Source organism: Haloarcula sp. CBA1129, from assembly GCF_008729015.1.
In the GTDB taxonomy this organism is placed as follows: Archaea; Halobacteriota; Halobacteria; order Halobacteriales; family Haloarculaceae; genus Haloarcula.
In genome coordinates this window covers 2,401,853-2,427,647 of sequence record NZ_RKSM01000001.1, presented here as the reverse complement: position 1 = coordinate 2,427,647, position 25,795 = coordinate 2,401,853, and the positions used below count along the sequence as shown (strand labels likewise).

The following is a 25,795-nucleotide window of genomic DNA, read 5'->3' as shown; positions in this document are numbered from 1 at the left end:
GGGTTCGACGGCCAGTTATCGGTGAATCTCGACGGATTCGAGCAGCATCTCCTCAGTCGGCGCGTCGTTGCGGTCGGTGTCGACGCTGCCGATGGACTCGACGACCTCCATTCCGTCGATGACCTTCCCGAAGACGGCGTGCTTGCCGTCGAGGTGAGGCTGGGCGTCGAGCGTGATGAAGAACTGCGAGCCGTTGGTGTTCGGGCCGCTGTTGGCCATGCTGAGGACGCCCGGGCCGTCGTGGCTGAGTTCGTCGTGGAACTCGTCGTCGAAGGAGTAGCCGGGGCCGCCGCGGCCGGTGCCGGTCGGGTCACCCATCTGAATCATGAAGTCCTCGATGATGCGGTGGATGTCGATGTCGGTGTACAACGGGTCGATGCGCTTCTCGCTGGAGTCGGGGTCTTCCCACGCGCCGGTTCCCGGACCGACTTCGGTTCCGTCGTAGTCGTCAGCGCCTTCGGCCAGTCCGACGAAGTTTTCGACGGTGGTCGGAACGCGCTCGTCGTACAGTTCGACTTCGATCTCGCCCTCTGTCGTGTGGAGGGTCGCGGTCAGGTCGCTCATACTCGGTCGGAAGGAAGCCCGGCAGAAAAGCCTGCCCACTGACCGAGGGTTCAAGTACTGGAACGGGGCCACCGCCGCCATGCTCTGACCACCTATCGCGTGGCGGGACGCGGGAGTCCGACACATCGCCACGCGAGCGGGAGTGTCGGCTGTTCGCCAGTGCAGGCTACGACAGATGTGACAGTAGCAGGTCAGCCACTTGCTCGGGGGCGTCGAACTGGACCCAGTGGCTCGCCGCCGGGAGCCGCTCGACCCGACAGTCCGGAACCCACTCGTCGAGATCCTGCGTCAGGGCGAGCGAGAGCGCGTCGTCTTGGACACCCCAGATGAGGAGCGTCGACGCCGTCACCGGACGGCTACCGACGCCGCCCTGTGTGAGCGTCAGTTTCGCATTCCGCCGAGCGAGCGCCCGGTAGTAGTTGACTACGGCCGTGAGCGCGCCCGGTTGCCCGAGCGCCCGCTTGTACCGCTCCACGTCAGTCTCGGTGAATGCATCGGGACGGGTCGGTCCCTTCGTTAGCATCCGCTCAACTAGGGCAAAGTCGTTCCAGCGGAGGCCGATTTCTGGGAGGGCCGGGAGCTGGAAGTACAGCACGTACCAGGACCGCATAAGCTGGTCGAACGAGCGGCGGAGCTCTCGTTCGTACGCCGACGGGTGGGGCGCGTTCAGGACCGCTAGCTGGTCAACGACGTCGGGACGGTCGATGGCGGTCTGCCAAGCGATGACGCCGCCCCAGTCGTGGCCAACAACATGGGCCTGTTCGCGGTCGAGCGCCGAAACGAGGCCTGCCACGTCGGCGACCAGTTCGTCGATGTGGTACGCGGCGACGCCGTCGGGCTTGTCGGAGTGGTTGTACCCCCGGAGGTCGGGCGCGACCACGCGGTAGCCGGCGTCGGCGAGTCTCGGGAGCTGGTGTTTCCAAGCGTACCAGAACTCGGGGAAACCGTGTAGCAGGACGACGAGGTCGCCGTCGGATGGCCCGGCAGTCACGGTGTGGAGCCTGATGCCGTTGGTGTCGATCAGTTCGTGGACGCCGGGCGTCTCCGATGCGGGTACTGTCCACGCAGTGCTGTCACGAGCGCTGGCGTGTTGTCCCATCAGAACCACTTCGCTCGCTCGGTAAAAGTGGGTTCCGCTCCGCACTCCCGTCGCCCGATTAGAAGGCCCGGAGGTCGTCGAGTCTATCGGCAGCGCTGCCGTCGGCAATCGCCTCACGGGCCTGCGCAAGCCCGTCCTGAATACTATCAGCGTCTTCGCGGGCGTAGATGCGGAGCGCGGCGTTGAGCGCGACAGCGTCGGCGAAGCCGTCCTCGCGTTCACCCGTCAGCACAGCCTCGGTTATCGCCGCCGACTCCTCGGCTACGTCGTCGACCTGCAGGTCCTCGCTCTCGATGTCCATGCCGTACTCGCCGGTCCGGATTTCGAAGTCCGCGATGTCCTCGTCGTCGGATTCGTCGCCGGCGACAGGCCATTCGGCGACGATAGTCTCGCCGGGGCGGACATCGTCGTAGCCCTCCATTCCTTGGAAGAACAGGGCACGCTCGACGCTGCTGGTCTCGGACCGGGCAAGCGTTCGGACCATCTTCTTCGCGAAAGCCAAGTGATAGAAGCTGCCGAGATGCACGTTTGCGTTGGCTGGGTTCGCGAGCGTTTCAACAGTGTTGACGAACGTCCGGACGCCCATGTTGTCGCGGCGCTCGAACAGGGCGTCGATGCCGGGGTTGAACGCCGGCTGGTAGTAGAAGCCAAAGCCGACTTCGTCGACCATGTCGGCGCTTTCGCTGGGCTCGATTTCGGTTCGGACGCCCAGTTCGTCCAGCACATGCTTGTAAGCGTCCTGCTTCTGTGTCGGGACGCGGTCGCCGGAGTGGACGACAACGGGCGTGCCAGCGGCGGCGGCGACGACACCCGCGGCGACGCCGAGAATCGCGGACCGTCCCTTGCCGTCGTAATTGGCCCCGCAGTCGACCGGGTCAGCTTCTGGAGTGGCTGTCTCGACGGATTCCTCGGACATCACGTCGACGTACGCACCCAGTTCTTCGGGGGTGTTACGTTTCCAGCGGTTGGCGAGCCAGAACGCGCCAAGCGTCGTGTGGTCGGGTTCGTCGCCGAGGATGCGTCGGAACGCCTCCCGGGCCTGTGTGCGGGACATGTCGTCGGCCGATTTGTGACCGGAACCGACGACCTCCGTCATGAGTCGTTTGAGCGGCCATTCGCCGTACTCCCGGGTCGCTTGCGCCATGGAAACGTGTTCGGGCCAGAGTTCAAAAGCCCCTGCGTTTCGTTCTCAATTTCCGGGAACCGGCTGGGGTCCCGAAAGGGATACACGACTACACTCCTAACCAGAACCAATGAGTCTCCAGTCGGGCGAGTGGCGTGAGCAGATCGACGAGACAGACGCTGCGCTCATCGACGAGTTCCAGAGCGACTTCCCGATTCAGGAACGCCCGTTCGAGGCTGTCGGTGACACGTTGGGGGTCTCGGCAGAGACAGCCCTCGACCGGGTCAAAACACTCCGTAACGACGGCATCTTCCGTCGGTTCGGCCCGGTCCTCAACCCACCGGTAATCGGCTCCTCGACGCTGGCTGCTGTCAGTGCCCCAGAGGACCGGTTTGACAAGATCGCCGAGACCATCAACGAGTACCGGCAGGTGAACCACAACTACGCTCGCGACCACGAGTGGAATATGTGGTTTGTCGTCACCGCGGGATCCCGACAGCGACGCGACGAGATTCTGGCCGAGATCGAGGACCGAACCGGCTGCTCGGTGCTCGTTTTGCCGATGTTGACCGACTACTACATCGATTTGGAGTTCCCGGTCGTCAACGGTGACCGGTTCGCCCGGGAGACGCGACTGGCGGACGCGTCTCCGGACGAACGAGCGGCGCAGTCGCGAGTCAGCGAGAGTCTAGAGACGACTGACGCCAGCGCAACGCGGATAAGCGAGGACGCCGCCGTCGATCTCTCGGAACTGGACCGGCGATTGCTGCTCGAAATTCAGACTGGGTTTCCACTCGTCGCAACGCCCTATCGCGACGTGGCGGACGCTGTCGATGCCGACGTTTCCGACGTCCTCTCGGCGATCAAGCGACTCCAGCGAACCGGCTGTATCAAGCGCATCGGCTGTGTCGTCAACCACATCGTTACCGGATTCGACAACAACTGTATGGTCGTCTGGGATGTGCCGGACGATGCCCTCGACGAACGTGGACAGGCAGTCGGCGAACTCCCCTATGTCACGCTCTGCTACCACCGGCCGCGCCGCCCGGAGCAGGACTGGCAGTACAACCTCTTTACCATGATTCACGGTCGCGAAGCAACCGTGGTCGATCAGAAGATAGACGAACTCGCGACCGAACACCTCCCCTACGACCACGATCGACTCTACTCGACGGCGACGCTCAAACAGACCGGCGCACGGTACGACGACATCGTCGGCCAGTAGCGTCCGGGCGAGAAGACAGAGTGGGAGTGGGATAGCCGGAACCCTTTTGAAATTCTGTTGTAAATGTGCTAGGTAATGACAAAGGGTCGGCAAGCGACAATCCTTGTCGTTGACGACGAACCAGCGGTAGCCGACGTGTACGCGGAACAGTTACAGGACCGGTACACAGTCGAGACGGCATACAGCGGTGAGGCCGCCCTTTCGAAGCTTGCTTCCACGGTCGACGTTGTCCTGTTAGACCGGCGGATGCCGGACCTCTCCGGCGACGAGGTGCTGTCGGCAATCCGTGAGAAGCGCTACGACACGCGCGTGGCGATGGTGACCGCAGTTGACCCCGACTTCGACATCATCGAGATGCCCTTCGATGATTACGTCCTCAAACCGGTGTCGAAGGAGGACCTCTTCCAGACAATCGAACAGTTGCTCCTGTACGCCGATTACGAGGAACGTCTGCGTGAGTGCTACTCGCTCACGGCGAAATACGCTGCACTGGAATCGTCGAAGTCACAGGCCGTCCTCGATGAGAGCGAGGAGTTCACTGAACTGAAGGCCGAACTCACAGAGGTACGTGCGGAGCTTGACGACATCACGGATTCGTTCGACGCCACGGATTTCGAGTTACTGTTTCGGGGCTTTGAGACGGACGAATCAATGCCGGACAGCACACAGCTTTGATCGGGTTTGGAGCGGATAGTTTCTGGGGTGGCGATGCTCACGGCGACCCGCCCACCCTTTCGAAAACACTAACCGATTCTCTTCCATAGAGAGGGCAATGAGTCAGCAACTCCCGGACGTGCAGGCGTCGAGTCCGGACGTAACGGTCGGTCTCAATCGCGTCGGTGTGACGGGCGTCGAGAAACTCGTCAAACTGGGGCGTCGTGACCGCGACCCCATCGTACTCATGGCGGAGTTCGAAGTGTTCGTGGACCTGCCGTCTTGGCGAAAGGGGGCCGATATGTCCCGCAATATGGAGGTTATCGACGAGACGCTGGAAACCGCCGTATCCGAGGAAGCTTATCGGGTTGAGGATGTCTGTGGCGACGCTGCCGAACTTCTGCTTGAGAAGCACGATTACACGACGAAAGCGGAAGTCCGGATGGAAGCGGAGTACGTCACCCACGAGTCCACGCCGGCCTCCGAAATGGCGACACAGTCGACCGCTGACATCATCGCCTCGGCGACGGCGACTGAAGACGGGACGAGCGAGGAAATCGGCGCTCGTGTCACCGGGATGACTGTCTGTCCGTGTTCACAGGGGATGTCAGCCGCCCGCGCCCGCGAGACGCTCCAGCAGCTAGATGTCGACGACGACGTCATCGAAGAGTTCCTCGAAACCAATCCGCAGGCCGGCCACTCACAGCGGGGCCACGCCACGCTCACTGTCCAGAGCGACGGTGCGCCCGAGGTCGACCTGAACGAACTCATCGAAGTCGCCCGCGACTCGATGAGCGCTCGCATCTACAACCTCGCGAAGCGGCCTGACGAGGACCACATGACCTACGAGGCCCACAAGGACGCCAAGTTCGTCGAGGACTGCGTCCGCGCGCTCGCCGAAGGTGTCGTCGAGACGTTCCCGGACCTGCCGGACGACGCTGTTGTGACGATGAAACAGTCCAACGACGAGTCCATCCACCAGCACAACGCCCACGCGGAGCGGGTGGCACAGCTGAGCGATCTACGACAGGAAGTTAGCGAATAGAGCGGATAGCGGGGCTGAGCGAAGCCTTCGGACTGTCGAGCGGGGAACGTCGCAAGTTGTGAGATACGGTCGTTTTTGAGACGAAACCGAGTGACTGAGCGACACCGCCCAGCTACGGCGGTCCGACCGGCGTCGCTTCGGCCCAGTGTTCCTCGAAGGCTTTTCTGATATCAGCAGTGAAATCCGAGTCTTTCATGTCGATGACGCCGAAGGTCTCCTCGCGGCCGAGGGGGTGTGGGACCTCGATACAGACTTCGACGCCGTCGAGCAGCTCGAACGTGGTCCTGATGTTCGGACTGGCACGGGCGCTGTAGTTGTCGTAGTGGAAAAGGCGCTCGTAGTACTCTCGGTTGGCTTCCTCGGGAAGGCTCTCGAACAGGTCCGGTCGGACGAGCAGGGACACCTCAACGCCCCGTTCTAACGCCGCTTCGAGTTCATCGACGATCCGCTCGGTGCCGGAGAGGATGTCCACCTGCCGGGCGGGTGCCGAGCCGACCATGATGATCTCGTCGTCGGCAGCGGCCAGCCGTTCAAGCAACAGATCAAGCGAGTTATTGGGACCGACGGCAGCAGTCCAGAACGGCTCTTCGACTGGTTCTGCCGACTCCAACTGTGACGAGAGATCAGCAACGATTTCCTCGTACTGGCCGACCTTCTCCTGAAGTTCGCGCTTCTTGTCCTCGAGCAGGCGGTCAAGGGCCGTGTCCGGCTCGACCGCGACGTATTTCTTGGGCCGACTGGCGGTCTGGCTGCGGACGAGATTGTATGTTTCGAGGCTGTTGAGCACGTCGTAGATGCGGCCCATCGGGACGTCGCTGGCCCGCGACAGTTCCTTAGCCGTTGTCGGTCCCGTTTCAAGTAGCGACCGGTATGCTCTTGCTTCATACTCGGAGAGTCCGAGATCTCTGAGACTGGACATACCCATACATCAGGGTACGTGTGCAAAAACTTGTCGGGGGTTTACCGTTTGTCCACGTTTGCTACCGTTGTTCGTGTCAGCGTTCGCCAGTGAGCGACGATTCGAGTTCGGCTGGCGTCGTCCCCTCGGCGACGATGGCGTCGCCGTCGAGGAGCCGCGCGGTGCCGTCGCCGGCAGGCTCCGGCACAACGGTGGTTTCGTGGTCGGCCAGCCGGAGCGCCGCACGGTGGAGGTCCGTTCCCGCTTCGGTGCCGACGGTGAGCGTCTGGGGCTGCTGGAGCCGGGCCGCGACGCCGGCGTAGCCGGCCACTTCGACGCCCATACGCTCGGCTGCGCCGGCGAAGGACTCGACGGCTGTCAGCGCTGCGTTGCGGTACCGGTCCTCACCGGTGAGCGCTGCGAGGTCGACGAAGGCGTCGGCCAGTTCCACTGTCGCATCGAGCGGATGGAGCGAGCGGTTACAGAGCCCTGCTCCGCTGGCTGGACCGTCGCGGAACGCGCTGTCGTTCTGCTGGCGATTTTCGATGGTCCAGTCGGCGACAGCTCTGGCTGGCCCCGGCTCCCCGAGGACCTGCCAGCTCGTGGTCAAGCCCTGCAACAGCTGGGCTTGGTCCAGCAACAGGCCAGTGTCGCTGTCCGCGCCGTCGTAGTGGGCAACCTCGCCGCCGTCGACGAGTGTGTCACAGACAGCGTCTCTGGCACGACTGGCGTACTGCTGGGCGCGCTCGTCGTCAGTGTAGGCCGCGACCCACAGCAAGGCGTCGATGGCGAGCCCGTTGCGGTCGGCAAACACCGTCTCGTCGACGTTCGGCGGTATCGTGTCTTCGCGCTCGCTTGGCTCCAGTCGGTAGTACTCGTCCGACCCGGCCTGACTCGCCGCGAACGCATCACCGGACCACAGCGTCGTCGTGAGGTAGTCGACGGTCCGCTGGGCGGCGTCCCGGTACGCCTCGGTCCCGGTGTACCGGTAGCCGTGCGCGAACGCCCGGACCAGAGCGGCGTTCTCGTCGAGCAGTTTCTCGCGCCGGGGGTTCCCCCAGTTGCGCTCCGTGGAGTACCGGAAGAAGCCGCCGTCGTAGGTGTCGAGCAGGTGCGTGCGGATCGCTTCGAGCGTCCGGGTCGCCTGATCCCGCGCACGGACGAGGGCGAACTCGACCGTTCGTGGGAGCGGGAACTTCACGTCGGTTCCCCAGCCGCCGAACTCGTCGTCGAACGCACCCAGCAACTGCTCGACCATGTGCTCCTCGATGCGCGGTTGGAGCTCGCCGGCCGGCGGCGATTCGTCCTGTAGCTGTCGGGGGACCGAGCCCGCCGCCGCGCCCTGTGCGTCCCATGACTCTCGAACGGAGTCTAGAATGCCGCGGAACCCGTCCGGCCCGAGGAACGTCGCCCCGGTGATAACCTCGCCATCCGGAGTGAGAAACACCGTAGACGGGAACCCGCCCATCGTGTACCGCTCCCGGACGCGTGGGTTCCGGTCGGCGTCGACGCGGACCGGGACGAACCCGTCGTTGATGTTGGCCGCGATGCGCGGCTCGCCGTACGTGCCACGGTCCATCGCCCGGCACTCGTCGCTCCACGGGACCGTCAGCGCCAGCAGTACCGGCTTCCCCGACTCGGCGGCCTCCTCGAATGGGGCTGTCCCCCATTCGCGCCACTCGACCTTCGTGTCGCGTGCGTATTCGTCCATACCGGGTCTGGGCGGTGGGCGTACAAAGGCCCTCTCACTCCCGGCGAAAGACCGATTGGCAGGGCGGCCTAAGCATCGGCGATGGATTCCCAGCAGGCGATTACCGACGCCCCGGAACCGGTTACGCCGGGCGACCGGCCGCCCCGTCTTGGTCGCGTCCCGTTCGTCGACAACACCGCCGCGATGCTGCGTGATCCGCTCGGGTTCTACGACCGCGCCGGCGCTCACGAGGCCGACGTGGTGGGGTACAGCGTCGCCGGGACGACGGGCTGTTTCGTCTGCCACCCCGACCTTGTCGAGCAGGTGCTGGTAACAGACGCCGACGCCTACGAGAAGGGGCAGCTCCTTCAGGACACGCTCGGGCAGTTCATCGGCGAGGGGCTATTCTTGCTGGAGGGCGAGGAGTGGCAGCGACAGCGGACGGCGCTCCAGCCGGCGTTCTACCGCGAGCGAATCGCCACCTACGGCGACACGATGACCGAGTTCGCCGACCGAACGGCGACGGGCTGGGCCGACGGGCAGCGCATCGACGTACTCCCACATATGCAGTCGCTGACGCTGAACATTCTCGGGAAGACGCTGCTGGATGTCGACATTGAGACGACCGCTGACGCGCTGGAACCGCTCCTTGACGCGCTGCGAAAACGCCTTGACCCGCGGTCGCTGTCCGCGTACCTCCCGCTGTGGGTGCCGACAGGAACGAATCGCGCTGTCACTAATTCGCTGGCTGAGTTCCAGTCGACGCTCGACGATGTTATCGCCGCTCGCGAACGCGAGGACCCGAGCGCCCGCGAGGAGCGTGACGACGTGCTCTCCCTGCTGCTGTCGCTCGACGACGAGACGATGGATCGCGAGCGACTGGGCCACCAGCTCCTTACCTTTCTCGTTGCCGGCCACGACACGACGGCACTGACGCTGACCTACGCCTTGTTCCTGCTGGCGAACAACCCGGAGCGACAGCAGCGCCTGCACGAGGAACTCGATGCGACGCTGGAAAACAGCCGGCCGACGCCCGAGGACCTGTTCGAGCTGCCGTATCTGGACCGCGTGCTGAACGAGGTCCTGCGGCTGTACCCGCCCGCATTCACGGTGTTTCGACAGCCGACGGAGCCGGTGACGCTCGGCGGGTACGATATTTCTCCCGACGCACAGCTCACCCTCCCGCAGTGGCTCGTCCACAGGGACGAACGGTGGTATGACGCACCCGACGCGTTCCGCCCCGAGCGGTGGAACGACGACCTCGAAGCGTCGCTCCCGGACTACGCCTACTATCCCTTTGGCGGCGGTCCGCGCCACTGTATCGGGATGCGCTTCGCCCGGATGGAGGCCAAACTCGCACTGGCAACCATCGCCCAGCAGTACGCTGTCGAAGCGGTCACCGAACCGCCGCTTTCTCTGGCGATGCAGATCACGCTGAGTCCCACAGCGCCTATCGAGGTCCGACTGCGGGAGCGGTGACCTGCTACCCTGGGTGGCCGACAGCCCGGTCCCGCTCTCGAAAGGCGTTTGGGGGCGGGCCTGCAAGCGATGGTATGCTCCGGGTTATCGGGCTGTTGCTGCTCATCCCGCTGTTCGACATCGTGTTGCTGGTGGCACTTGCGACAGGAGTCCTGTTTCCTGTTCCGCCGCTTGTTCTCATCGCGCTCGTCGTCCTGACGGCGCTAGTCGGCATGCTGCTCGTCCGCGCTGAAGGCCGTGCGACGCTCCGGAAGATCCAACAGCGGCTCGCAGCCGGGGAACTCCCAACCGATGAACTCATCGACGGCAGCCTCCTCATCGCCGCCGGCGCGTTCTTCCTCACCCCCGGTCTGGTGACGGACTTCGTCGGCCTCCTACTCGCGGTACCGTTCACCCGCTACCCCGTCCGCGCCGCCACCCGTCGCTGGGTCGTCCAGCCCTACGTCGACGCCAAAACCGGCGGCTTCGCCAGCGGACAAGTGTACGTCGGCGGCTTCCCCGACGACGAAGGCGGCCCCACCGGGTCTGGGCCGACCGGGCCAGACGGCGGCCCCGATTCGAGCGCTGGGTCCAGCTCCGGCACCTCCTTTGACCCCACCGAAGCCACCGATGTCGACTTCGAAGACAACGACGAAAACTGAAGCCCTGACGCGGTTTCACATCCCCAACCGACCGCGAAACGTTACCCTTTTCAATACCCCTCGGGTACAAGTGAATGCGTTGGGCCAATAGCTCAATCAGGTTGAGCGCTCGGCTGATAACCGGGAGGTTCGCGGTTCAAATCCGCGTTGGCCCACTATTCTGCGCTACATAACGAGGAACAGAAAGATCGGTCTGTGCTCTCTGTTCCTTCCGAGCCTATTGCTACTCTCACAGAATCACCTGTGACTCTGTCTGTGGTACAATAGGGACGCGCACGTCTCCACACACAACGGCCAGAGCGCACCCAAAAACTTTCCTTTCGACTGCCTGTCAGCAGTAGCATGCGACGCCGCCAGTTCCTCGCGAGCGGAACAGTCCTCCTCTCTGTCGCTGTCGCCGGCTGCGGTCATCCCGCCGTCGTGCTGGATATGAGCGACGCGACAGCGGCCGACATCGCCAGCGAAGTTTCGATGTCGCCCGAGCCCGGGTCGGCGGAATACACCGTCGTCTCGGAGGCCATCGAAAACGGCACTGCGACGCGCCGGGGTCGAAACGAACTGTTCGACCAGATCGATACCGTCCGGATTGACGACTCCTTCTACGAAGTTTCGGAGACGCCACTCGAGAGCAACGAAGTGACGGTGTATGAGGTACGAATCGATTTCGACCCGGCTGATTCGACGGCCGAAATCGGTGAAATCGCCTACGAGGAGCTCCCGGCAGTGGACCGCCAGCGCCTTGATCCGATTATTTCAGACGACAACCCGCCCAGCGGGGACGGATACGACGTAGGTATCGGGTACGGAACCGCCGCCGAAGTGGGTGACGGGTCGGTGTTCGTTCCGGAGCGCCAGTACGATATTATCGTCCACGACGGCAACCGCTACCGAGTGACGGTCAGTACACGAACGACAACAGAGACGAAATACCGGTACGAAGCGACGGAAGTTGCATCGGGTGTCGACTCGTTTGCTGACCAGATCCGAGACCAGTACCGCTTCACCCTTACGGGCCTTTCCGAAGCCGAGCGAGAGGTCGTTGAAGAAGCGATTGACGGCGGCTACTTTCAGGATGACGAGGCCTTCCGGTCAGTCACTGACCGCATTCGGGAGCACGAAGGGATCGAGGTCACAGATAGCTACGGGACGTGGCTTCTGGCGTACGAACAGGACGAGTATCTCACCTACGTCGAGTGGTAGTCAGCGGTCAAGGCTGAGGCTATTCGGCCGGTGCGTTGGAGCGCCTGAGTTCAGCGTCTACAGCAGGTGTCGGGTTACAGTAGCCACACAAATTCAGTGGACACCAGATCGCACGGGAGCAGTGCGCTCAGTGTGCCAGTCGTTTCAATTGGTACTGTTGTCAGTGAATTCGTCGAACAGGTCGGTGACACGCTTCTCGATCTCGTTGCGGATTTCCCGCACCCGCTCAGCTGACTGTCCGTGTGGGTCATCTAGCGCCCAGTCACGCACTGCGACGTCGGCGTCGAGTTCGAGCGTCGAACAGCCCATCGTCGCAACGACGGTACAACTGTTGAGTTCATCGTCCGAAACCGCTTTCGGGACCCGGTCGGAGAGGTCGATGTCGAGTTCGGCCATCGCCTCGACGACTTCCGGGTGCACTTCGTCCGCGGGGTCCGTGCCGCCCGTCAGGATTTCGACCTCATCTTCGAGGCCACGACGGGCCCGTTCGCGCTCGGCAAACGCCGCGGACATCTGGCTCCGGCCGGCGTTCTGGACGCAGACGAATCCGAACTTCAGCGGCGTATCAGTCATGGCGTAATAGTTCCGAGCGAGTGGAATAACCCTTCCTAAGACCACTATTGAGGGCTATATATGCAGGACTTCTCACACTACGACACCAGTGGCCGGCGACCCGACCTGCGACCGGAACGCCCTCACGTACGTATAGTCCCTCCAGATTGAGGGGGCAGTTCCTTCGGCTATCCCAGTCCGTGCCTGAGTACATGCCAGAGTACCGCTTCACGTGCCCGAACTGTGATGCGTGTGCAACGGTCGACGGTGGCGTTCGGGAGCGCCTGTTGGTTGCTGGATGCCCAGTCTGTGCCGAGACGGTCGATACCCCGGCGTTTGTCGAGCTCTCGCCGCACAGTACCGACCGTACCTGAGCCACGCCGTTGCCCGTCCTGCATTGGTCTGAGAGCTTCGATGTCTGGAACGCAGCTTTCAATGATTACACAACTTATTTGAATCTATCTTAAGACTGACTGCACATGATAGAGGACGCGCTTCGCTACCAGACACAAGGCGATGACTGGGTCAAACGCGTCGCAATCGGTGGCGTTGTACTGTTTTTCGGCTTTTTCATCGTTCCGCTGTTCACGTTTCAGGGATACATGCTCGAAGTGATGCGCCGGGTCCTCAGAGGCGAGACTGACACGCCACCGGTCTGGAACGAACTGGATCTGGTCGACATAACCGTTGACGGAGTCCGACAGACGGTCGTCGTTCTGGGGTACGCTTTGCTGCTCGGCCTCACGCTTGCTATCCCGGGCCTGCTGATAATCAGCGGTGGACTCGGTGGCTCGGAGGGGTTGCTACTCGCCGGCCTACTCGTCGCTGCTTTGCTCTACTTTATTGGACTCCTCGCAATGGCAGTGATACTGCCCGTTGCGACGGGGAACTTCGTCCGGGCGGACAGTATTGCTGCGGGCTTTGACCGTGATGTGCTCTCGTCTGTTGGGACGAACCGAACAATGCTGATGGCCGTGGTACTGGCGTTTGCGGTCAACATCATCGTCTCCGTTGGAGCGACCGTTCTGGGATTCACCATTATCGGCTACCTTGCGGTTCCGTTCCTCGCGTTCGTCGGCCAGTCAGCGATGATGTACATCTGGGGGCGTGGCTTCGCGGACGCATACGAGGAAGAGTACGGCGAACCGCCGCTTGCCTCCACGACTGCGGTCGGCGGGACACGCAGGTCCGGACCAGCTACGACAGGGGCCCCTTCGAGCGAGGATGGACCGAGTGGAGACGGCTATACTGACGAATCGAGTCGGAGCGACGACACCGATACCGACAGATTCGGCACTTCAGCTTGGGACGACGCGGATGACGGTGACAGCGGGCGACGCTGATCGCGGCTACTGGACAACGCGACGCGCCGTCAGAAATCGCTCAACTGCGACTGAAGCCCGGCGACGAGTTCGGACTTGCGCCGTAACTGTCCGAGACTGACAGGGAGTTGGTCGGCGATGGCCGTCAGCGTCTCCCGGAAGGACTGGGCGGTCCCGGGTTCGCCGTCGAACGCATTGCGGACCCCCTCTCGGACCTGCCAGACGCCGACAGGTGCCCAGTACTCATCGGTGATTTCCCGCAACACCAGACACTTCGCCTGTTTGTCGCGCTCTTGGAGGTGTTCGAGGACGCCCAGTCGTGCCGCGTAGTACGCCCCGGCTGTCTCCTCGACGTAGGCCGTCCGTCCTTCGTACCCTTCGTGAGCGCTAGACATATAGTAGCCCGTCTCCGGCCGCGGGTTCCAGACGCTCTGTGGGGCTTTCATCTCGACGAGTTCAAACTCCCAGCGACCGGGTGCGAGAACGACCCAGTAGCGGTTCCCCATGTACTCGTTGTACCACAGTTCCGGCTTGTCGATGGTGTTGGCGTTGCGCAGCGTGCCACGGACGTACTGCCCGACCGTGTCGTCGACGGCGGTGATCGACCACCGTGTCGGCACCAGTGACCGCTCGCTGGCCTGTCCCAACGCGCCCGCGGAGAGGATGGTGTTGATGTCGTACACGTCGAACCCACGTCGGTACAGGTACGCCATCGCGCCCTCCGCGCGCCAATCGTCGTCCGACAGCGTCTTTTCTACGGGTCGGGGCACGTGGGGGTTCTCCGCTAGGTCGGCACCCGTCGCGTGCGCCCGCGGTCCCGTCGGCGTCCCCACGTCGTCGAAGCTCACATCCATTTCAGGGGTGCCATCGAGACCGACCTCCACATCGACGGGGTGGTCCGCGATAGCGACTTCCCGCTGGACGCCGACGAAGCCGTTCCAGACGTCGTGGACCCCGCCGTTGCCGCGCCCGCCACCGGCGCTGACGGAATCGACTGATGTCGTCTGCGTCGAGTTTACCATGCCGGTCCGGCGCTGGAGGACGTCCTCGATGCCAAGCCCCTCCTGATACCAGTCGCCGCTGGTCGCGAACCCGGCAGCCGCGGCGTCGGTGTCGACCGGCGAGAGCAGGCCCGTCGAGACGTTGGGATACCCCGAGCGGCCGACGAATATTTCTGGTGCCGTCGACCCGAACAGCGAATCGCCCTGTACCGCTGCTTCGAACTGCTGCTCGACGTCTTCGAGGTGATTCGTGATAGCGTAGGATTTCTCCGCCGCGAGGCGACGCCGCTGTGCGGCCTCGTCCTCCTCAAACCCCTCGATGAACTCGTCGAGTTGCATCTGTCACGCTTTCGTCCCTCCCCGATAAGAACCTTTCCGGCAGCCCATGGGAGAGCAACTCTTACAGGGTTGGATTGAGTAACAACAGGTGATATAAATCATGGCAAATACAACGAAGTGGTTCCTGCTCGGCGCAACGCTGGTCAGCATGGTTGTGATATTCGTTTCAGCAGTCATCCCGGTCGCGTATCAGCAGGCGCTCGTCAATCTTCTTGTCGGGGAGATCGCGACCCTCACGCTCGCCCACTCCACGTACCGCGTCTCGTCGGGGAAACAGGTAAGCCCCGTCGCAGGGGCGATAGCCATCCTGTCCGGCGTCGTCCTGTTTCTCTCGCCCATCCTCATCGAGCCTGTCGATCCCATTCTGTCGATAATGTTCGCCACCGGGGCCGTTATCGCCCTCGGTGGACTGGTCGGTGTCTTGGGTCGGGTACTGGGCGGTGAAGAGGGTCGACAGACCGGTGCCGAGCGGATCAGCGGAAACATCGGGAACTGACGGGCCGACCACAACCTCTATATCGGCGGGTCAGCCACCCTCGGACAATGCCGGTTATCGAATGTGATGAGGCGACGGCTCGCGAGCGTCTGGTGGACGCTGGACTCGACATTCAACAGGGAAACACCGATCACGAGCGTTGGCGCGTCGAATACGGCGGTGCGACGGCGGTCGCCTACGAGGGAAAGGTCGTCGTGCAGGGAGAGGGGACCGCACAACTTGAGGCACTGTTACGCGGCAATGACGGCGGTCGCGTGCATGCATATTTTGATGGCGCATCGCGGGGCAATCCGGGGCCAGCCTCGGTCGGCTACGTGCTGGTCGATGACAGCGGAATCGTCACGGAGGGTGGGGAGACGATCGGAACAGCGACGAACAATCAGGCGGAGTACAGAGCACTCATCCGTGCGGTCGAAGTCGCACGCGATTACGGCTTCGACGACGTTCACATCCGGGGTGACTCAGAGCTTATCGTCAAACAGGTCCGCGGTGAGTGGGATACGAACGACCCAGAACTGCGCGAAAACCGTGTCCGCGTGCGCGAACTGCTGACAGGCTTTGACGACTGGCAGATCGAGCACGTTCCGCGGGAAATAAACGACCGTGCGGACGAATTAGCTAACGACGCACTCGACGATGACTGACCTGCCGACAGACGTGACTGAACAGGCCGAACGGCTGACAAGACTTGCTCGTGAGGCGGTCGACGATGCCGAGGCCGATGCCTACAGGACCGAACGCGATGAAACCCTCGCCGAGTACGACTACACTGCCCGTATCAGGAACGACGAGACTGGCGACGTGCTCGTCTGCCATCCCGCCGAATGGGTCGATGATGGTGTTATCCGTCCGGAGCGGGTTGACGACACCGATCGTGGCGTCGAGATACGGCTTTCGGGTCCCGGCGACCCGGACGAGTGGGCGGAGATCGACGCTGAAAACCGAGCCGTTGTCGAGGCTGTTACCGACGCACACGGTGAGATACACGGAGCCAACGCGGAGCTTCTCGCCGACTTCATGGGCAACCACTACGCGAAACCGATTTCGGAGGCGACGCCGGAGGAAATCGAGGAGTTTCGGGACGACTACGTCCGACGAAATACGTGGCCAACTGCAGAACAACAGTCGGTCCTTGACCAGTCGATCCGTCTGACTGTCGAAGAAGCCGGTGGCCGCGTTCCCGACGCGTAACTGTTCGCGTACACCCGTCGGTAATCAGTGTTGTTTCGCGTTAAGGAGTGATTAACAGTAGTTCGCAGGTGCCCAGATGCGAGTCTACTGCTGTGCCGCGATCAGATCACGGAGTTCGTCGGCTCGACCGTCCTCGGAGGTGAACTTTCCGAACACCCATCCGAGCTGGTCGAGGACTGCGTCCTTGCCCGACTCTGTTAGGGAGTACTGGTTCGTTCGCTTGTCGAGTTCGCTCTTCTCGACGAGACCCATCTCGACGAGGTCGTCGAGGTTCGGGTACAGGCGACCGTGGTTGACTTCGTCGTTGTAGTACTCTTCTAGTTCGCGCTTGATAGCGAGACCATACCGCGGCTCTTCAGCGAGTATTACTAGGATATTCTGCTGAAAAGCGGTAAGTTCTTTTGCGATGCCCGGACTGTCAGTAACTGTTTGTGCCTCTGACATAGTTGAGTAAATGTCAGCAAGCTATTTAACACTTGTTAACTCTGGTGCACAACGCCTGCTGTGGGGCATTAACCACCACACAACTAGCAGCTACACTAGTGTAGGGAAAGTTATATTATGCTGGCATAGTTGAACTACGTTTCCGATTAATCTGCTTTCAGATTGTCGTTTACAGGTAGTAAGTGTTATCTAAGAATATATCTATGTTTAGATATTATTGGGTTATATAGCGCATAATACCGAATAGCTGTGGCTATTACGAAAGGATTTTTTGACGGCGTCGCGCAGTCGCCGGTGATGACGAACCTCTGGGAAGACCTCGAAACTGGACCGAACCCCCCCGAAGAGATCTACGCTGTCGTCGAGTGCCTGAAAGGCGAGCGTAACAAGTACGAATACGAGAAGGACATTCCCGGCGTCGTCCTCGACCGTGTCCTTCACTCGAACGTGCATTACCCGTCTGATTACGGTTTCATTCCACAGTCGTACTACGACGACGAGGACCCGTTCGACGTGCTAGTCCTCGTGGAAGATCAAACGTTCCCCGGCTGTGTCATCGAGGCCCGCCCCGTTGCCCTGATGAAGATGGACGACGACGGCGAGCAAGACGACAAGGTCATCGCCGTCCCCATCGAGGACCCCCGCTACGATCACATCGAAGACCTCGACGACATCCCACAGCAGACCCTCGACGAAATCGACGAGTTCTTTTCGACCTACAAGAACCTCGAAGAGGGCAAAGAAGTCGAAACGCTGGGCTGGGAAGACAAAGAAGCCGCAAAGGACGCTATCGTCCACGCACAGGAACTGTACGACGAAGAGTTCAACTGACGCTCCCGAAACCACCTTTCGCGGTTTTTGTTCCGCTGCCGGCGCATTTCCAGAAGTAATACCGGCAGGTGTGTCCGATTATGTATGAGCATGGGTAATCTTTTGTCCGTGTAACCGCTATCGGTACGTGTATGGCTACTGATGACACCGACGCGGCACTGGACCACACGACTGTCACTCCGCGAGTCGAGCGGCAGTCGACACCCGGAATCGCCCATCTAACCGTGGTTCCGGAGAATGCGGATCAGTCGCGTTGACAGTTCGGTTGTGTCGATGATATTGCCGCTTTCGGTGACGCGGCTCCGAAAAGAAGTTTCTTGTTCCTGACCTGACTAACGGAGTGTATGGGATTATTCGACCGATTGAAGGGCGACGACGCACCGCGTGTTGCCTTCTTCGGCATTGACGGCGTACCGTTCAGCCTTATCGACGAACATCCTGACGTGTTCCCGAACCTCACGGAGATGGCGTCGGACGGAAGCGCTGGACCCATCGACAGCATCGTTCCCCCCGAGTCTAGCGCCTGCTGGCCGGCACTGACGACTGGCGTTAACCCGGGACAGACGGGGGTCTACGGCTTTCAGGACCGTGAGGTCGGCTCCTATGACACCTACGTCCCGATGGGGCGTGATGTGCAGGCGACGCGGCTCTGGGACCGCGTCACCGACGAGGGCCGCAACGCGACGGTGCTGAACGTGCCGGTCACCTTCCCGCCTCAGCGGAACGTCCAGCGGATGGTGTCGGGCTTCCTCTCACCGGGCGTGGACAAGGCCGCCTACCCGGATGAACTCCGTGACCATCTTCAGGACAGCGACTACCGCATCGACGTCAACGCCAAGCTCGGCCACGACGACGATAAGAGCGACTTCGTCGAGGACGCCCACAAGACGCTAGAAAAGCGCTACGAGGCGTTCAAACACTACGTCGAACAGGACGACTGGGACCTGTTTTTCGGCGTGTTCATGACGACGGACCGGGTCAACCACTTCCTGTTCAAAGACTACGAGCGCGACGGCGAGAATCAGGACGCGTTCCTCGAGTTCTACAAGCAGGTCGACGCCTACCTCGGAGATCTGCGTGACCGACTCCCCGACGACGTGACGATGGTCGTCGCCTCGGACCACGGCTTCACCTCGCTTGACTACGAGGTCCACTTCAACGAGTGGCTCCAGCAGGAAGGGTGGCTCGACTACGAGACTGATGACCACTCCGAACTCGGCGATATCAGCGAAGACACCAAGGCGTACTCGCTCATCCCCGGTCGGTTCTACGTCAACCTAGAGGGACGGGAACCGAACGGTAGCGTTCCCGAATCCGAGTACGAGTCCGTCCGCGCGGACCTCAAAGAGAAACTCGAATCGCTCGAAGGCCCGGACGGCAAGAAGGTCGCCGACCGCGTGGTCACCAAGGAGGACGCCTTCCGCGGCGACCACGACGACATCGCGCCGGACCTCACTGTCGTCCCGAACCACGGTTTCGATCTGAAGGCCGGCTTCAAGGGCTCTGAGGACGTGTTCGGCGTCGGACCGCGCAACGGCATGCACAGCTTCGACAACGCGACGCTTCTGGTCGATGACCCGGATGTCCGCATCGAGGACGCCGACCTCTACGACATCGCACCGACGATTCTCGACCTCCTCGACCACGACTTCGACCGCGCGAAGTTCGACGGCAGCAGCCTCGCCTGAGGCGCCCGTCTGGTTGGGGGAGGTCCGATATTCGTCCCGGAACCAGCGCTAAAACAGTCCGTCTAGCTTGTCGTTCGTGAACTCGTCCGGGTCCGTCGTCCCGCCTTGGGAGTCGGCTGCCTCGCGGGCGCGCTTCATGAACTCGTCGACCCGCTCGGACCGTTCGACGCCCGACAGGACGATGAGCGACGCGATTTTATCGGAGCCGAGCGGGAAGTCCCCACCCCGGACCTCCATGCTTCCAGTCTGGTCCTCAACCCAGCGGCGCGCCCGTTCGACGCCTTTCCGCGAGAGCCGTTCGGGGTCGCCCGCGACGACGAGGAGGGCAGAGTCGGCTTTGACCGCATTGGGCAGGCTCATACTCGTAAGGAGTGCTTTCCGGGTGACACTAGTGATGGTGTTGACGTTCTCGCCGGCGTCCTCGCTGGCCTCGGCACTGGCGTAGCCGATAGAGGCGATGCCGCCGCCCCTGAGCGTGTTGATGATCTCCGAGGAGTCGACGACACTCTCGCCGACCCCTTCGACTGCCTCGCCGGAGGCAAACAGCAGCCCGACACGCTGTGAGATGGCGTCGTTGACGCGTTCGAAGCCGGCGGCGACGCTGTCGCCGCTACCGCGATAGGCGTCGTTGTCGACGAGCAGGAGGGAGTCCGCCTCACGGGCGGCGGTTTTGAGCGAGCGACCGGCGTTGGCCTGATAGAGGCCGCCCTCGTCTCGGCCGGGGAGGATGCCGAGGACGTACACCGGCTTCTCGTAGATGCGCTTGAGTTCGCGGGCGAGCATTGGTGCGCCCCCGGAGCCGGTCCCACCGCCAAGTCCGGCGACGACGACGATGGCTTCGGCCTCGGTCGTGATACGGCCGTCGAGCTCGTCGAGCACCTCGGTGGCGTTCTCCTGCATAATCTGGGCCCCGAGCTCGTTGTCACCGCCGACGCCGTGACCTTTCACGCGGTCCTGTCCGATGAGGGCCGTGTCGATATCGAGGCTCTGGAGGTCTGCTCGTGCCGTGTTGACGGCGAGGGCCCCCCGGACAGCGTCGAACCCCATGTCATAATCGAATTGGGCAAGTGACTGGGTTACTTTCCCGCCAGCCTGCCCGACACCAATCAGGACGACTTTCATATCAAATGTCTCGTGAGGGTGACTAATCAACGTTGTCCTCACACTGTGAACGGGCGACAAGGAGGACGAAACGGCTCTTGGCGCGGAGTGCAGAGTGTGGTTACTCGACCCGGAGCGTGTAGATCCGTTTACGCGCGTCGGCGAACGAAAACCGGGAATCGATGACGCCGACATCTTCGAGGCGGGAGAGAGCGTATCGGACTGTCCGCGGTGGCAGCAGCGTCTCCTCGGCGAGCTGACTTTGAGTCAGGGTGTCGTTGTACTCCAGAACTTTCGCGACGAGTTTCGCGCTCGGCGGGAGGTCGCGGACGGCGTCCCACCCGCTGGTCTCGTGCTCACTGTCAGTCTCAGCGGACTGGATGTCGGATGCACTCATGGTACTTTCACTGTATCCAATACAGAGTAATAATATTTTCTGTTCACAATTATGCCCTGTAGAAATGTTTCGGCAAAAGACGTGGCTACGGCCGGGCTCCATGCCCGAAAGTTTACCTTCGGTACATCCGGTGTCACAGACGTGGACGAAGTCGAGGTCAGCACGGTCGTGTACGTCCCACCCGAAGAGGTCTACGAGTTTTTACTGGACTTTCCGGGCTACGCACGATATTCGGAGTATCTCGACCGCGTGGTACAGGACGGCGACGGCTCGCCGGGAACGAACTACGACCTCGTGTTCTCGTGGTGGAAGCTCTCGTACACTGCTCGGTCGGAAGTGACCGACGTGTCGCCGCCGACGCGAATCGACTGGCGCATCGTCAAAGACATCGACGCAGAAGGATACTGGGCGGTCGAACCCGATCCAGAGAGCGTTCCAGCGGACGTGGAAACGGCGTCACGAGTGCGGTTTCACGTCGCATTCGACCCGGGGTCGGCCTCGGACAATGCCGTCGACCTCCCCCGACTCGTTTCGATGGACTGGGTTATCGAGAAAGTCAAGCCGCTCATCCGAAAGGAAGCGACCAAAATCGTCGAACGCGTTGTCGAGGATCTTGAAGGGCAGGAACGGGACGTCGATCTAGAGATTCACGCCGGTCCGGATTCGGTGTAACGCGACGACAGAGCGTTACTCGGGCGTCTCGTAGTCGCCGCCGTACCGGATGAAGAAGTACGCGAGTCCGAGCGTCGCGACCATCACGAACGAGGTTGCGACGCCGAGCGTTTTCGCGCTGTTTGGCACTTCCGGTGGGCCGGCACTCTCGCCACCACCGCCGCCGCCTGAGGACTTCGTCGGGTAGTCCGTCCCGACGACGACGGCCCCTTTCATTCCGAGTCCCTCGTGGGGGACACAGACGTAGGGGTAGATGCCGTCCTCCTCGAAGGTGTGCTCGTAGTTGACGCCAGCGCTCGAGACGGCGCTCCCGGAGTCCAGCGGGCCCTCGCCGTCCGAGACGACGTTGTGGCCGCCGCCGTTGCCCGTCCACTCGAACTGGACGGTCGCGCCGTTGTCGACGTGAATCGCCGGTGGGCCGAAGCCGAAGGCCCCGCCGTTGGCTTGGACACCGACTTCCACCGTCGCCGAGTCCTGCCCGGTCGCATCGGCGACAGAGCCGTCAAAGTTCCCGACCTGATCGAGGAATCCGCCGAAATCCGGCGGGCCACCGCCGCCACCGCCGCCTTCGGTGCTTTCTTGTGCGGTTGCAGTGCCTGCTGCGGCCGACGCAGCCGTGGCCCCTGCCGCCGTCCGCAGGAAGCCCCGACGGGACACGTCCGCTCTACCGTCTGTCATACCTGACCGTTTGTGACTCCCCGTCCTGAATATGTCGGTTTCGAATCGGAGCAGTACTCTTCACAGCGATATCACAACAGCCACGAGTGCCGTGAAACATTTAACGCCGGTAGAACGAAACCACCGGTATGTCTACCGGAAGCCACGGGGTCGTTGGCGGGATCCGTATCGACCTCAATAGATTACACGAAACGTGGATGGAACTCGTGTATCCACGCCAGCGAAACACTGACAACACCGTTCTCGGGACGTGGACACCGGATTCGTCGCTTGGGATGGCCCTCTACCGCCTCTGGTCTGCGCTTGGGGTCCCAGTCATCGCGCTGGTCTACCCGCTGGTGCTGTGTGGCGTCGTCCTGCGGTATCAGACCCGCCGTATCGACGGCACGGCGACGCGTCTGGGTGTTGTCGGTGTCGTTTTCCTCTCTGTGCTCGTCTGGGGCGGCCTCGCGGCCCTCGCCCGGTTCGAGCCGGGGAGCATCGACCTTGTGTCGGGCGGGTTCACCGCCGTCGCTGTCGCCGGCGGGGTTGCGACGCTGTCGGCGGCGCTCGCCGTTACCTTCCGACGGGTCGGCGGTCGCGGGACGACAGTCGCACTGGCGTACCCGTTCGCCATGACGGCTTTCTTCCTGCCGCCGGTCGTCGCAGCGCTGTACTCGACGACGGTCGCCTCGGTCGTCATTCCCGCAAGTGACTCGCTGTCCCGGTGGTTCCTCTACGAGGTGCTGGCTTCCGTCGGTGCTGCGGAGTTCTTCATCCAGAACTTCGACCGGGAAGGCATCGCCTACGTCATCATCTGGCTCGGCATCTCCATCCCGCTGGGATGGCTGCTCGGCGTGCTGGTGACGCTTGCGGACTTCGTCCGTCCGACAGAGTGACCGCAAAGCCAACGTTTAGACGACCTCGGCTCCAATGATCGGCTGTTATGGAATTCGATACGACAAAGACTGCAGTTGCCTTTCTCGTCCTTGTCGGCGTAATGGTGAGTGGCTCGTTCATGGGAATGCCTTCGAGTATCGCACTCCCCGTCAGTGTCGGACAGATAGTCGTCTTCGCGCTAATTCTAGCCCTCGGCGTCAAACACGGCGAGTACCGCGCCACTCGCTAAACGGCCCCGTAGCGGACGATTAAAAGGACCTACGACGGCGTCGCGTCGTCCGGTCGAACGACGGTTTCTTCTGGCACATCTCCCTCGGCAACAGCGATATCCGCAGTCTCGTCACCGCCGAACACGACCGTCGCGCCGGCCCGCATCGGTGCGAGCAGTCCGGCGACGACCGCTCCCGCTGTGGTCATCGGTGCTCGAAGCGCGACCGTCGTCTCCTCGTCAACGTCGTAATCTGCGACGACACGGCCGCTCTCGGCCATGAGCTCGCCGTGCGTGTATGTTCTGTCGGCCGCCAGCACGTCGTCGTCGGGCGCGACCTCACCCGGCGGCTGCAGCGGGTTCTCGCTCCACAGTTCTCGCTCGAACTGGGCGATAGTCGGGTCGTCGACCGGGCCGCCGTAGGCCAGCCCCTTCGTCCCCGGTCCCTGCGTGTAGCGGTCGAGCCACGCCGCCGGTGCGACGAGCGCTGTCGCGTCAACCGCGTTCGGCGGGTCCATGTCCACGACCGCGCCGTCGAGCGCGGCCGCGAGGAACGCGAGCAGCGCGTCGGGCGCGTCGCGGAGGTAGCCCGGCTGGTCATCCTCGGTCGGCTCTTTCGGCCCGACGACGACGGCGACCCGCGTCCCGTGCCGGACACCGTAGTGACGCAGCAGATTCCCGCCTTTCCATGCGTTCGTGGCGAAGTCGGAGTAACTGTACGGTGTCGACCGCTCCGGCGAACGAAAGAGGACGCCGTCGCGGTCGCGCGCCTGTGCGACGAGGTCACCGAGTACCTGCATGCGTCGTCCTTTGGCCCCGCCGATGAAAAACAGCGCGGCCACAAAGCCGATGTAAGTGGCCCACCCGCCGCTCTAGAAATGAAACGACAGGAACAAGTTGCCGACGTACTCAGACACAGCGACATCGATACGCCACCCGCCTATCGATTGCTCGACGTGGTGGCCGAACTCGGTGATATCGCGGCCGAAGTCAACGAAACGACCGGCTACGGCACCGACTCGGCGGCGCTGTCGATACGGGAGGAGGACCTCGGTGACGCTCTGTTCGCGTTGCTTGCGCTATGTGAACAGCTTGACGTTGACGCCGACGCCGCACTCTCGGCAGCGATTGCGAAATACGAGGGACAGTCCGGGACAAACGGGACGGCAGCGAGCGGTGACTGACTACAGCGAGTTCTTCAGCTTCTCGAAGAAGCCTTCCTCGACGTCGACTTCCTCGCCGCCGGCCTCCGCGAACTGTTCGAGGGCCTCCTTCTGTTCGGTGTTGAGGCTGTCGGGCGTGACGACCTGCACCTGTACGTAGAGGTCGCCACGGCCCCGACGGCGGAGGCGCGGCATACCTTTCCCCTCTAGACGGAACACCTCGCCGCTCTGGGTGCCGCTGGGCACGTCGACCTCCACCTCGCCGTCTAGCGTCGGAACGGTGATGGTGTCGCCGAAGACGGCCTGCGGGAACGAGATGGCCTGCTGGTGTTGCAGGTCGTCGCCGTCGCGCTCGAAGTCCGGGTGGTCGCGCACACTCACCTCGATGAGCAGATCACCGTTCGGGCCGCCGTTCTCGCCGGGCGCGCCCTCGCGTCCCATCCGGAGGGTCTGCCCGCTGGCGATGCCGGCCGGAACCTCGATTTCGAGGCTCGCGTCGTTCTGGACGACGCCGTTGCCGCGGCAGGTCGAACACGTCTCGTCGTACAGCGTCCCCTCGCCCTCACACCGGCGGCAGGTCGTGGTCTGCTGGACCCGTCCCATCGGCGTCTGCTGGACCTGTGTTGTCTGGCCCTGTCCGTTACACTCCGGACAGGTCTCCGAGTCGGCCCCCGGCGGATGCCCGGCCCCGTCGCAGTCGTCGCAGGCTTCCGGCCGGGTGACGTTCAGTTGCTTCGTCGCACCGTTGTACGCCTCCTCGAGGTCGATCTCAAGTCGCGTCTGGAGGTCTTGCCCCTGTCGCCGACGGCTGCCACCGCGGCCGCCGCCACCGCCACCACCGAAGAACTGGTCGAAGATGTCCTGCATATCGAAGCCGCCGGCACCGCCGCCAAAGGGGTCTCCGCCCATCCCACCGCGGCCGCCGCCACCGCCAGCGCCGCCGCGCTTCTCGGCCTGCTCGAAGCGCTCGTGGCCCATCTGGTCGTACATCTGGCGCTTCTCCTCGTCGGTGAGGACCTCTTTGGCCTTCTTGGCCTGCTTGAACTTCTCCTCGGCGTCGGGGTCGTCGCTCACGTCCGGGTGGTATTCCCGGGCTTTCTCCCGATAGGCCTCCTTGATATCGTCTTCGGAGGCGTCCCGAGAGACACCCAGTATCTCGTAGAAATCCTGACTCATTCGTTGTACAAGGCTTAGACGATTGAGCTACTTCAAAAG

Annotated in this window: 30 protein-coding genes and 1 tRNA gene; 18 read left to right on the top strand and 13 right to left on the bottom strand. The window is 62.5% G+C overall.

Annotation, left to right across the window (positions count from 1 at the left end; translation table 11 throughout):
• Positions 1–15: 15 nt before the first annotated feature.
• From Har1129_RS12235 to Har1129_RS12225, 3 genes are all read right to left on the bottom strand, one after another.
• The gene (locus Har1129_RS12235) at positions 16–564 is read right to left on the bottom strand and encodes a peptidylprolyl isomerase (RefSeq protein WP_151100910.1); all 549 of its coding nucleotides are present in this window, start codon (positions 562–564) and stop codon (positions 16–18) included.
• Positions 565–730: 166 nt separating this feature from the next.
• Positions 731–1,663: an alpha/beta fold hydrolase gene (locus tag Har1129_RS12230; protein ID WP_151100909.1), complete on the bottom strand. Its 933-nt coding sequence runs from the start codon at positions 1,661–1,663 to the stop codon at positions 731–733.
• 58 nt (positions 1,664–1,721) lie between these two features.
• Complete coding sequence (locus Har1129_RS12225; protein WP_151100908.1) at positions 1,722–2,807, bottom strand: anthranilate phosphoribosyltransferase; 1,086 nt, start codon at positions 2,805–2,807, stop codon at positions 1,722–1,724.
• Between the two features lie 109 nt (positions 2,808–2,916).
• Between Har1129_RS12225 and Har1129_RS12220 the strand changes: the two genes are divergently transcribed.
• The 3 genes from Har1129_RS12220 to mptA all read left to right on the top strand — a co-directional run bounded on the left by Har1129_RS12220 (position 2,917) and on the right by mptA (position 5,710).
• Positions 2,917–4,011 (top strand): AsnC family transcriptional regulator, encoded by a 1,095-nt coding sequence (locus Har1129_RS12220; protein ID WP_151100907.1) that lies wholly within the window; start codon positions 2,917–2,919, stop codon positions 4,009–4,011.
• 75 nt (positions 4,012–4,086) lie between these two features.
• Positions 4,087–4,686 (top strand): response regulator, encoded by a 600-nt coding sequence (locus tag Har1129_RS12215; protein WP_151100906.1) that lies wholly within the window; start codon positions 4,087–4,089, stop codon positions 4,684–4,686.
• Between the two features lie 97 nt (positions 4,687–4,783).
• Positions 4,784–5,710, top strand: a complete 927-nt coding sequence (gene mptA, locus Har1129_RS12210) for a GTP cyclohydrolase MptA (RefSeq protein WP_151100905.1) — start codon at positions 4,784–4,786, stop codon at positions 5,708–5,710.
• Positions 5,711–5,822: 112 nt separating this feature from the next.
• On the opposite strand, the gene Har1129_RS12205 is transcribed toward mptA, so the two are convergent.
• Together Har1129_RS12205 and Har1129_RS12200 are read right to left on the bottom strand one after the other, a co-directional pair.
• Positions 5,823–6,629 (bottom strand): TrmB family transcriptional regulator, encoded by an 807-nt coding sequence (locus tag Har1129_RS12205; RefSeq protein WP_151100904.1) that lies wholly within the window; start codon positions 6,627–6,629, stop codon positions 5,823–5,825.
• Positions 6,630–6,705: 76 nt separating this feature from the next.
• Complete coding sequence (locus Har1129_RS12200; RefSeq protein ID WP_151100903.1) at positions 6,706–8,319, bottom strand: DUF255 domain-containing protein; 1,614 nt, start codon at positions 8,317–8,319, stop codon at positions 6,706–6,708.
• 81 nt (positions 8,320–8,400) lie between these two features.
• Between Har1129_RS12200 and Har1129_RS12195 the strand changes: the two genes are divergently transcribed.
• The 4 genes from Har1129_RS12195 (at position 8,401) to Har1129_RS12180 (ending at position 11,618) form a co-directional block, all read left to right on the top strand.
• The gene (locus Har1129_RS12195) at positions 8,401–9,777 is read left to right on the top strand and encodes a cytochrome P450 (RefSeq protein ID WP_151100902.1); all 1,377 of its coding nucleotides are present in this window, start codon (positions 8,401–8,403) and stop codon (positions 9,775–9,777) included.
• Positions 9,778–9,851: 74 nt separating this feature from the next.
• Positions 9,852–10,418, top strand: coding sequence for an FxsA family protein (locus tag Har1129_RS12190; RefSeq protein WP_151100901.1), 567 nt, complete (start codon positions 9,852–9,854; stop codon positions 10,416–10,418).
• A gap of 81 nt (positions 10,419–10,499) precedes the next feature.
• A tRNA-Ile gene (locus Har1129_RS12185) sits at positions 10,500–10,573 on the top strand.
• Positions 10,574–10,760: 187 nt separating this feature from the next.
• On the top strand, positions 10,761–11,618 hold the full coding sequence (locus tag Har1129_RS12180) for a hypothetical protein (RefSeq protein ID WP_151100900.1): 858 nt from the start codon (positions 10,761–10,763) through the stop codon (positions 11,616–11,618).
• 144 nt (positions 11,619–11,762) lie between these two features.
• Here Har1129_RS12180 and Har1129_RS12175 read toward each other — a convergent pair whose 3' ends face one another.
• Complete coding sequence (locus Har1129_RS12175) at positions 11,763–12,191, bottom strand: low molecular weight phosphatase family protein (protein ID WP_151100899.1); 429 nt, start codon at positions 12,189–12,191, stop codon at positions 11,763–11,765.
• Between the two features lie 458 nt (positions 12,192–12,649).
• On the opposite strand from Har1129_RS12175, the gene Har1129_RS12165 reads away from it, so the two are divergent.
• Positions 12,650–13,513 (top strand): DUF4013 domain-containing protein, encoded by an 864-nt coding sequence (locus Har1129_RS12165; protein WP_151100897.1) that lies wholly within the window; start codon positions 12,650–12,652, stop codon positions 13,511–13,513.
• Positions 13,514–13,542: 29 nt separating this feature from the next.
• On the opposite strand, the gene nreA is transcribed toward Har1129_RS12165, so the two are convergent.
• Complete coding sequence (nreA, locus tag Har1129_RS12160; RefSeq protein WP_151100896.1) at positions 13,543–14,832, bottom strand: DNA repair protein NreA; 1,290 nt, start codon at positions 14,830–14,832, stop codon at positions 13,543–13,545.
• Positions 14,833–14,932: 100 nt separating this feature from the next.
• Between nreA and Har1129_RS12155 the strand changes: the two genes are divergently transcribed.
• The 3 genes from Har1129_RS12155 to Har1129_RS12145 are packed head-to-tail and all read left to right on the top strand — an operon-like array spanning position 14,933 to position 16,519.
• Entirely contained in the window at positions 14,933–15,328 is a 396-nt protein-coding gene (locus Har1129_RS12155) for a hypothetical protein (protein ID WP_151100895.1), read from the top strand.
• Between the two features lie 47 nt (positions 15,329–15,375).
• Positions 15,376–15,972, top strand: a complete 597-nt coding sequence (rnhA, locus tag Har1129_RS12150) for a ribonuclease HI (protein ID WP_151100894.1) — start codon at positions 15,376–15,378, stop codon at positions 15,970–15,972.
• The gene (locus Har1129_RS12145; RefSeq protein WP_151100893.1) at positions 15,965–16,519 is read left to right on the top strand and encodes a rnhA operon protein; all 555 of its coding nucleotides are present in this window, start codon (positions 15,965–15,967) and stop codon (positions 16,517–16,519) included. The genes rnhA and Har1129_RS12145 overlap by 8 nt, the downstream gene beginning before the upstream one ends.
• Before the next feature lie 84 nt (positions 16,520–16,603).
• Here Har1129_RS12145 and Har1129_RS12140 read toward each other — a convergent pair whose 3' ends face one another.
• The gene (locus Har1129_RS12140; RefSeq protein ID WP_151100892.1) at positions 16,604–16,963 is read right to left on the bottom strand and encodes a PadR family transcriptional regulator; all 360 of its coding nucleotides are present in this window, start codon (positions 16,961–16,963) and stop codon (positions 16,604–16,606) included.
• A 297-nt stretch (positions 16,964–17,260) separates the two neighbouring features.
• On the opposite strand from Har1129_RS12140, the gene Har1129_RS12135 reads away from it, so the two are divergent.
• The 3 genes from Har1129_RS12135 to Har1129_RS12130 all read left to right on the top strand — a co-directional run bounded on the left by Har1129_RS12135 (position 17,261) and on the right by Har1129_RS12130 (position 19,482).
• Complete coding sequence (locus Har1129_RS12135) at positions 17,261–17,794, top strand: inorganic diphosphatase (protein WP_004593839.1); 534 nt, start codon at positions 17,261–17,263, stop codon at positions 17,792–17,794.
• Between the two features lie 131 nt (positions 17,795–17,925).
• Positions 17,926–18,051: a hypothetical protein gene (locus Har1129_RS21215; protein WP_255518345.1), complete on the top strand. Its 126-nt coding sequence runs from the start codon at positions 17,926–17,928 to the stop codon at positions 18,049–18,051.
• A gap of 87 nt (positions 18,052–18,138) precedes the next feature.
• Positions 18,139–19,482: an alkaline phosphatase family protein gene (locus Har1129_RS12130; RefSeq protein ID WP_151100891.1), complete on the top strand. Its 1,344-nt coding sequence runs from the start codon at positions 18,139–18,141 to the stop codon at positions 19,480–19,482.
• 48 nt (positions 19,483–19,530) lie between these two features.
• On the opposite strand, the gene Har1129_RS12125 is transcribed toward Har1129_RS12130, so the two are convergent.
• Both Har1129_RS12125 and Har1129_RS12120 read right to left on the bottom strand, forming a co-directional pair.
• Complete coding sequence (locus Har1129_RS12125; protein WP_151100890.1) at positions 19,531–20,604, bottom strand: tubulin/FtsZ family protein; 1,074 nt, start codon at positions 20,602–20,604, stop codon at positions 19,531–19,533.
• 100 nt (positions 20,605–20,704) lie between these two features.
• Positions 20,705–20,980, bottom strand: coding sequence for a helix-turn-helix domain-containing protein (locus Har1129_RS12120; protein WP_151100889.1), 276 nt, complete (start codon positions 20,978–20,980; stop codon positions 20,705–20,707).
• A 141-nt stretch (positions 20,981–21,121) separates the two neighbouring features.
• On the opposite strand from Har1129_RS12120, the gene Har1129_RS12115 reads away from it, so the two are divergent.
• A complete protein-coding gene (locus tag Har1129_RS12115; protein ID WP_151102142.1) occupies positions 21,122–21,652 on the top strand; it encodes a type II toxin-antitoxin system RatA family toxin in 531 nt (176 codons plus the stop codon).
• Between the two features lie 15 nt (positions 21,653–21,667).
• Here the strand turns inward: Har1129_RS12115 and Har1129_RS12110 are convergent, their stop codons facing one another.
• Positions 21,668–22,330 (bottom strand): halocyanin domain-containing protein, encoded by a 663-nt coding sequence (locus Har1129_RS12110; RefSeq protein WP_151100888.1) that lies wholly within the window; start codon positions 22,328–22,330, stop codon positions 21,668–21,670.
• A 128-nt stretch (positions 22,331–22,458) separates the two neighbouring features.
• Between Har1129_RS12110 and Har1129_RS12105 the strand changes: the two genes are divergently transcribed.
• Both Har1129_RS12105 and Har1129_RS12100 read left to right on the top strand, forming a co-directional pair.
• Positions 22,459–23,208 (top strand): hypothetical protein, encoded by a 750-nt coding sequence (locus tag Har1129_RS12105; protein ID WP_151100887.1) that lies wholly within the window; start codon positions 22,459–22,461, stop codon positions 23,206–23,208.
• A 47-nt stretch (positions 23,209–23,255) separates the two neighbouring features.
• Complete coding sequence (locus Har1129_RS12100) at positions 23,256–23,438, top strand: hypothetical protein (RefSeq protein WP_151100886.1); 183 nt, start codon at positions 23,256–23,258, stop codon at positions 23,436–23,438.
• A gap of 29 nt (positions 23,439–23,467) precedes the next feature.
• On the opposite strand, the gene Har1129_RS12095 is transcribed toward Har1129_RS12100, so the two are convergent.
• Complete coding sequence (locus Har1129_RS12095) at positions 23,468–24,217, bottom strand: hypothetical protein (protein ID WP_151100885.1); 750 nt, start codon at positions 24,215–24,217, stop codon at positions 23,468–23,470.
• Positions 24,218–24,295: 78 nt separating this feature from the next.
• Between Har1129_RS12095 and Har1129_RS12090 the strand changes: the two genes are divergently transcribed.
• Positions 24,296–24,601, top strand: coding sequence for a MazG-like family protein (locus tag Har1129_RS12090; RefSeq protein ID WP_151100884.1), 306 nt, complete (start codon positions 24,296–24,298; stop codon positions 24,599–24,601).
• Here the strand turns inward: Har1129_RS12090 and dnaJ are convergent, their stop codons facing one another.
• A complete protein-coding gene (gene dnaJ, locus Har1129_RS12085; RefSeq protein WP_151100883.1) occupies positions 24,602–25,756 on the bottom strand; it encodes a molecular chaperone DnaJ in 1,155 nt (384 codons plus the stop codon).
• Positions 25,757–25,795 lie beyond the last annotated feature (39 nt).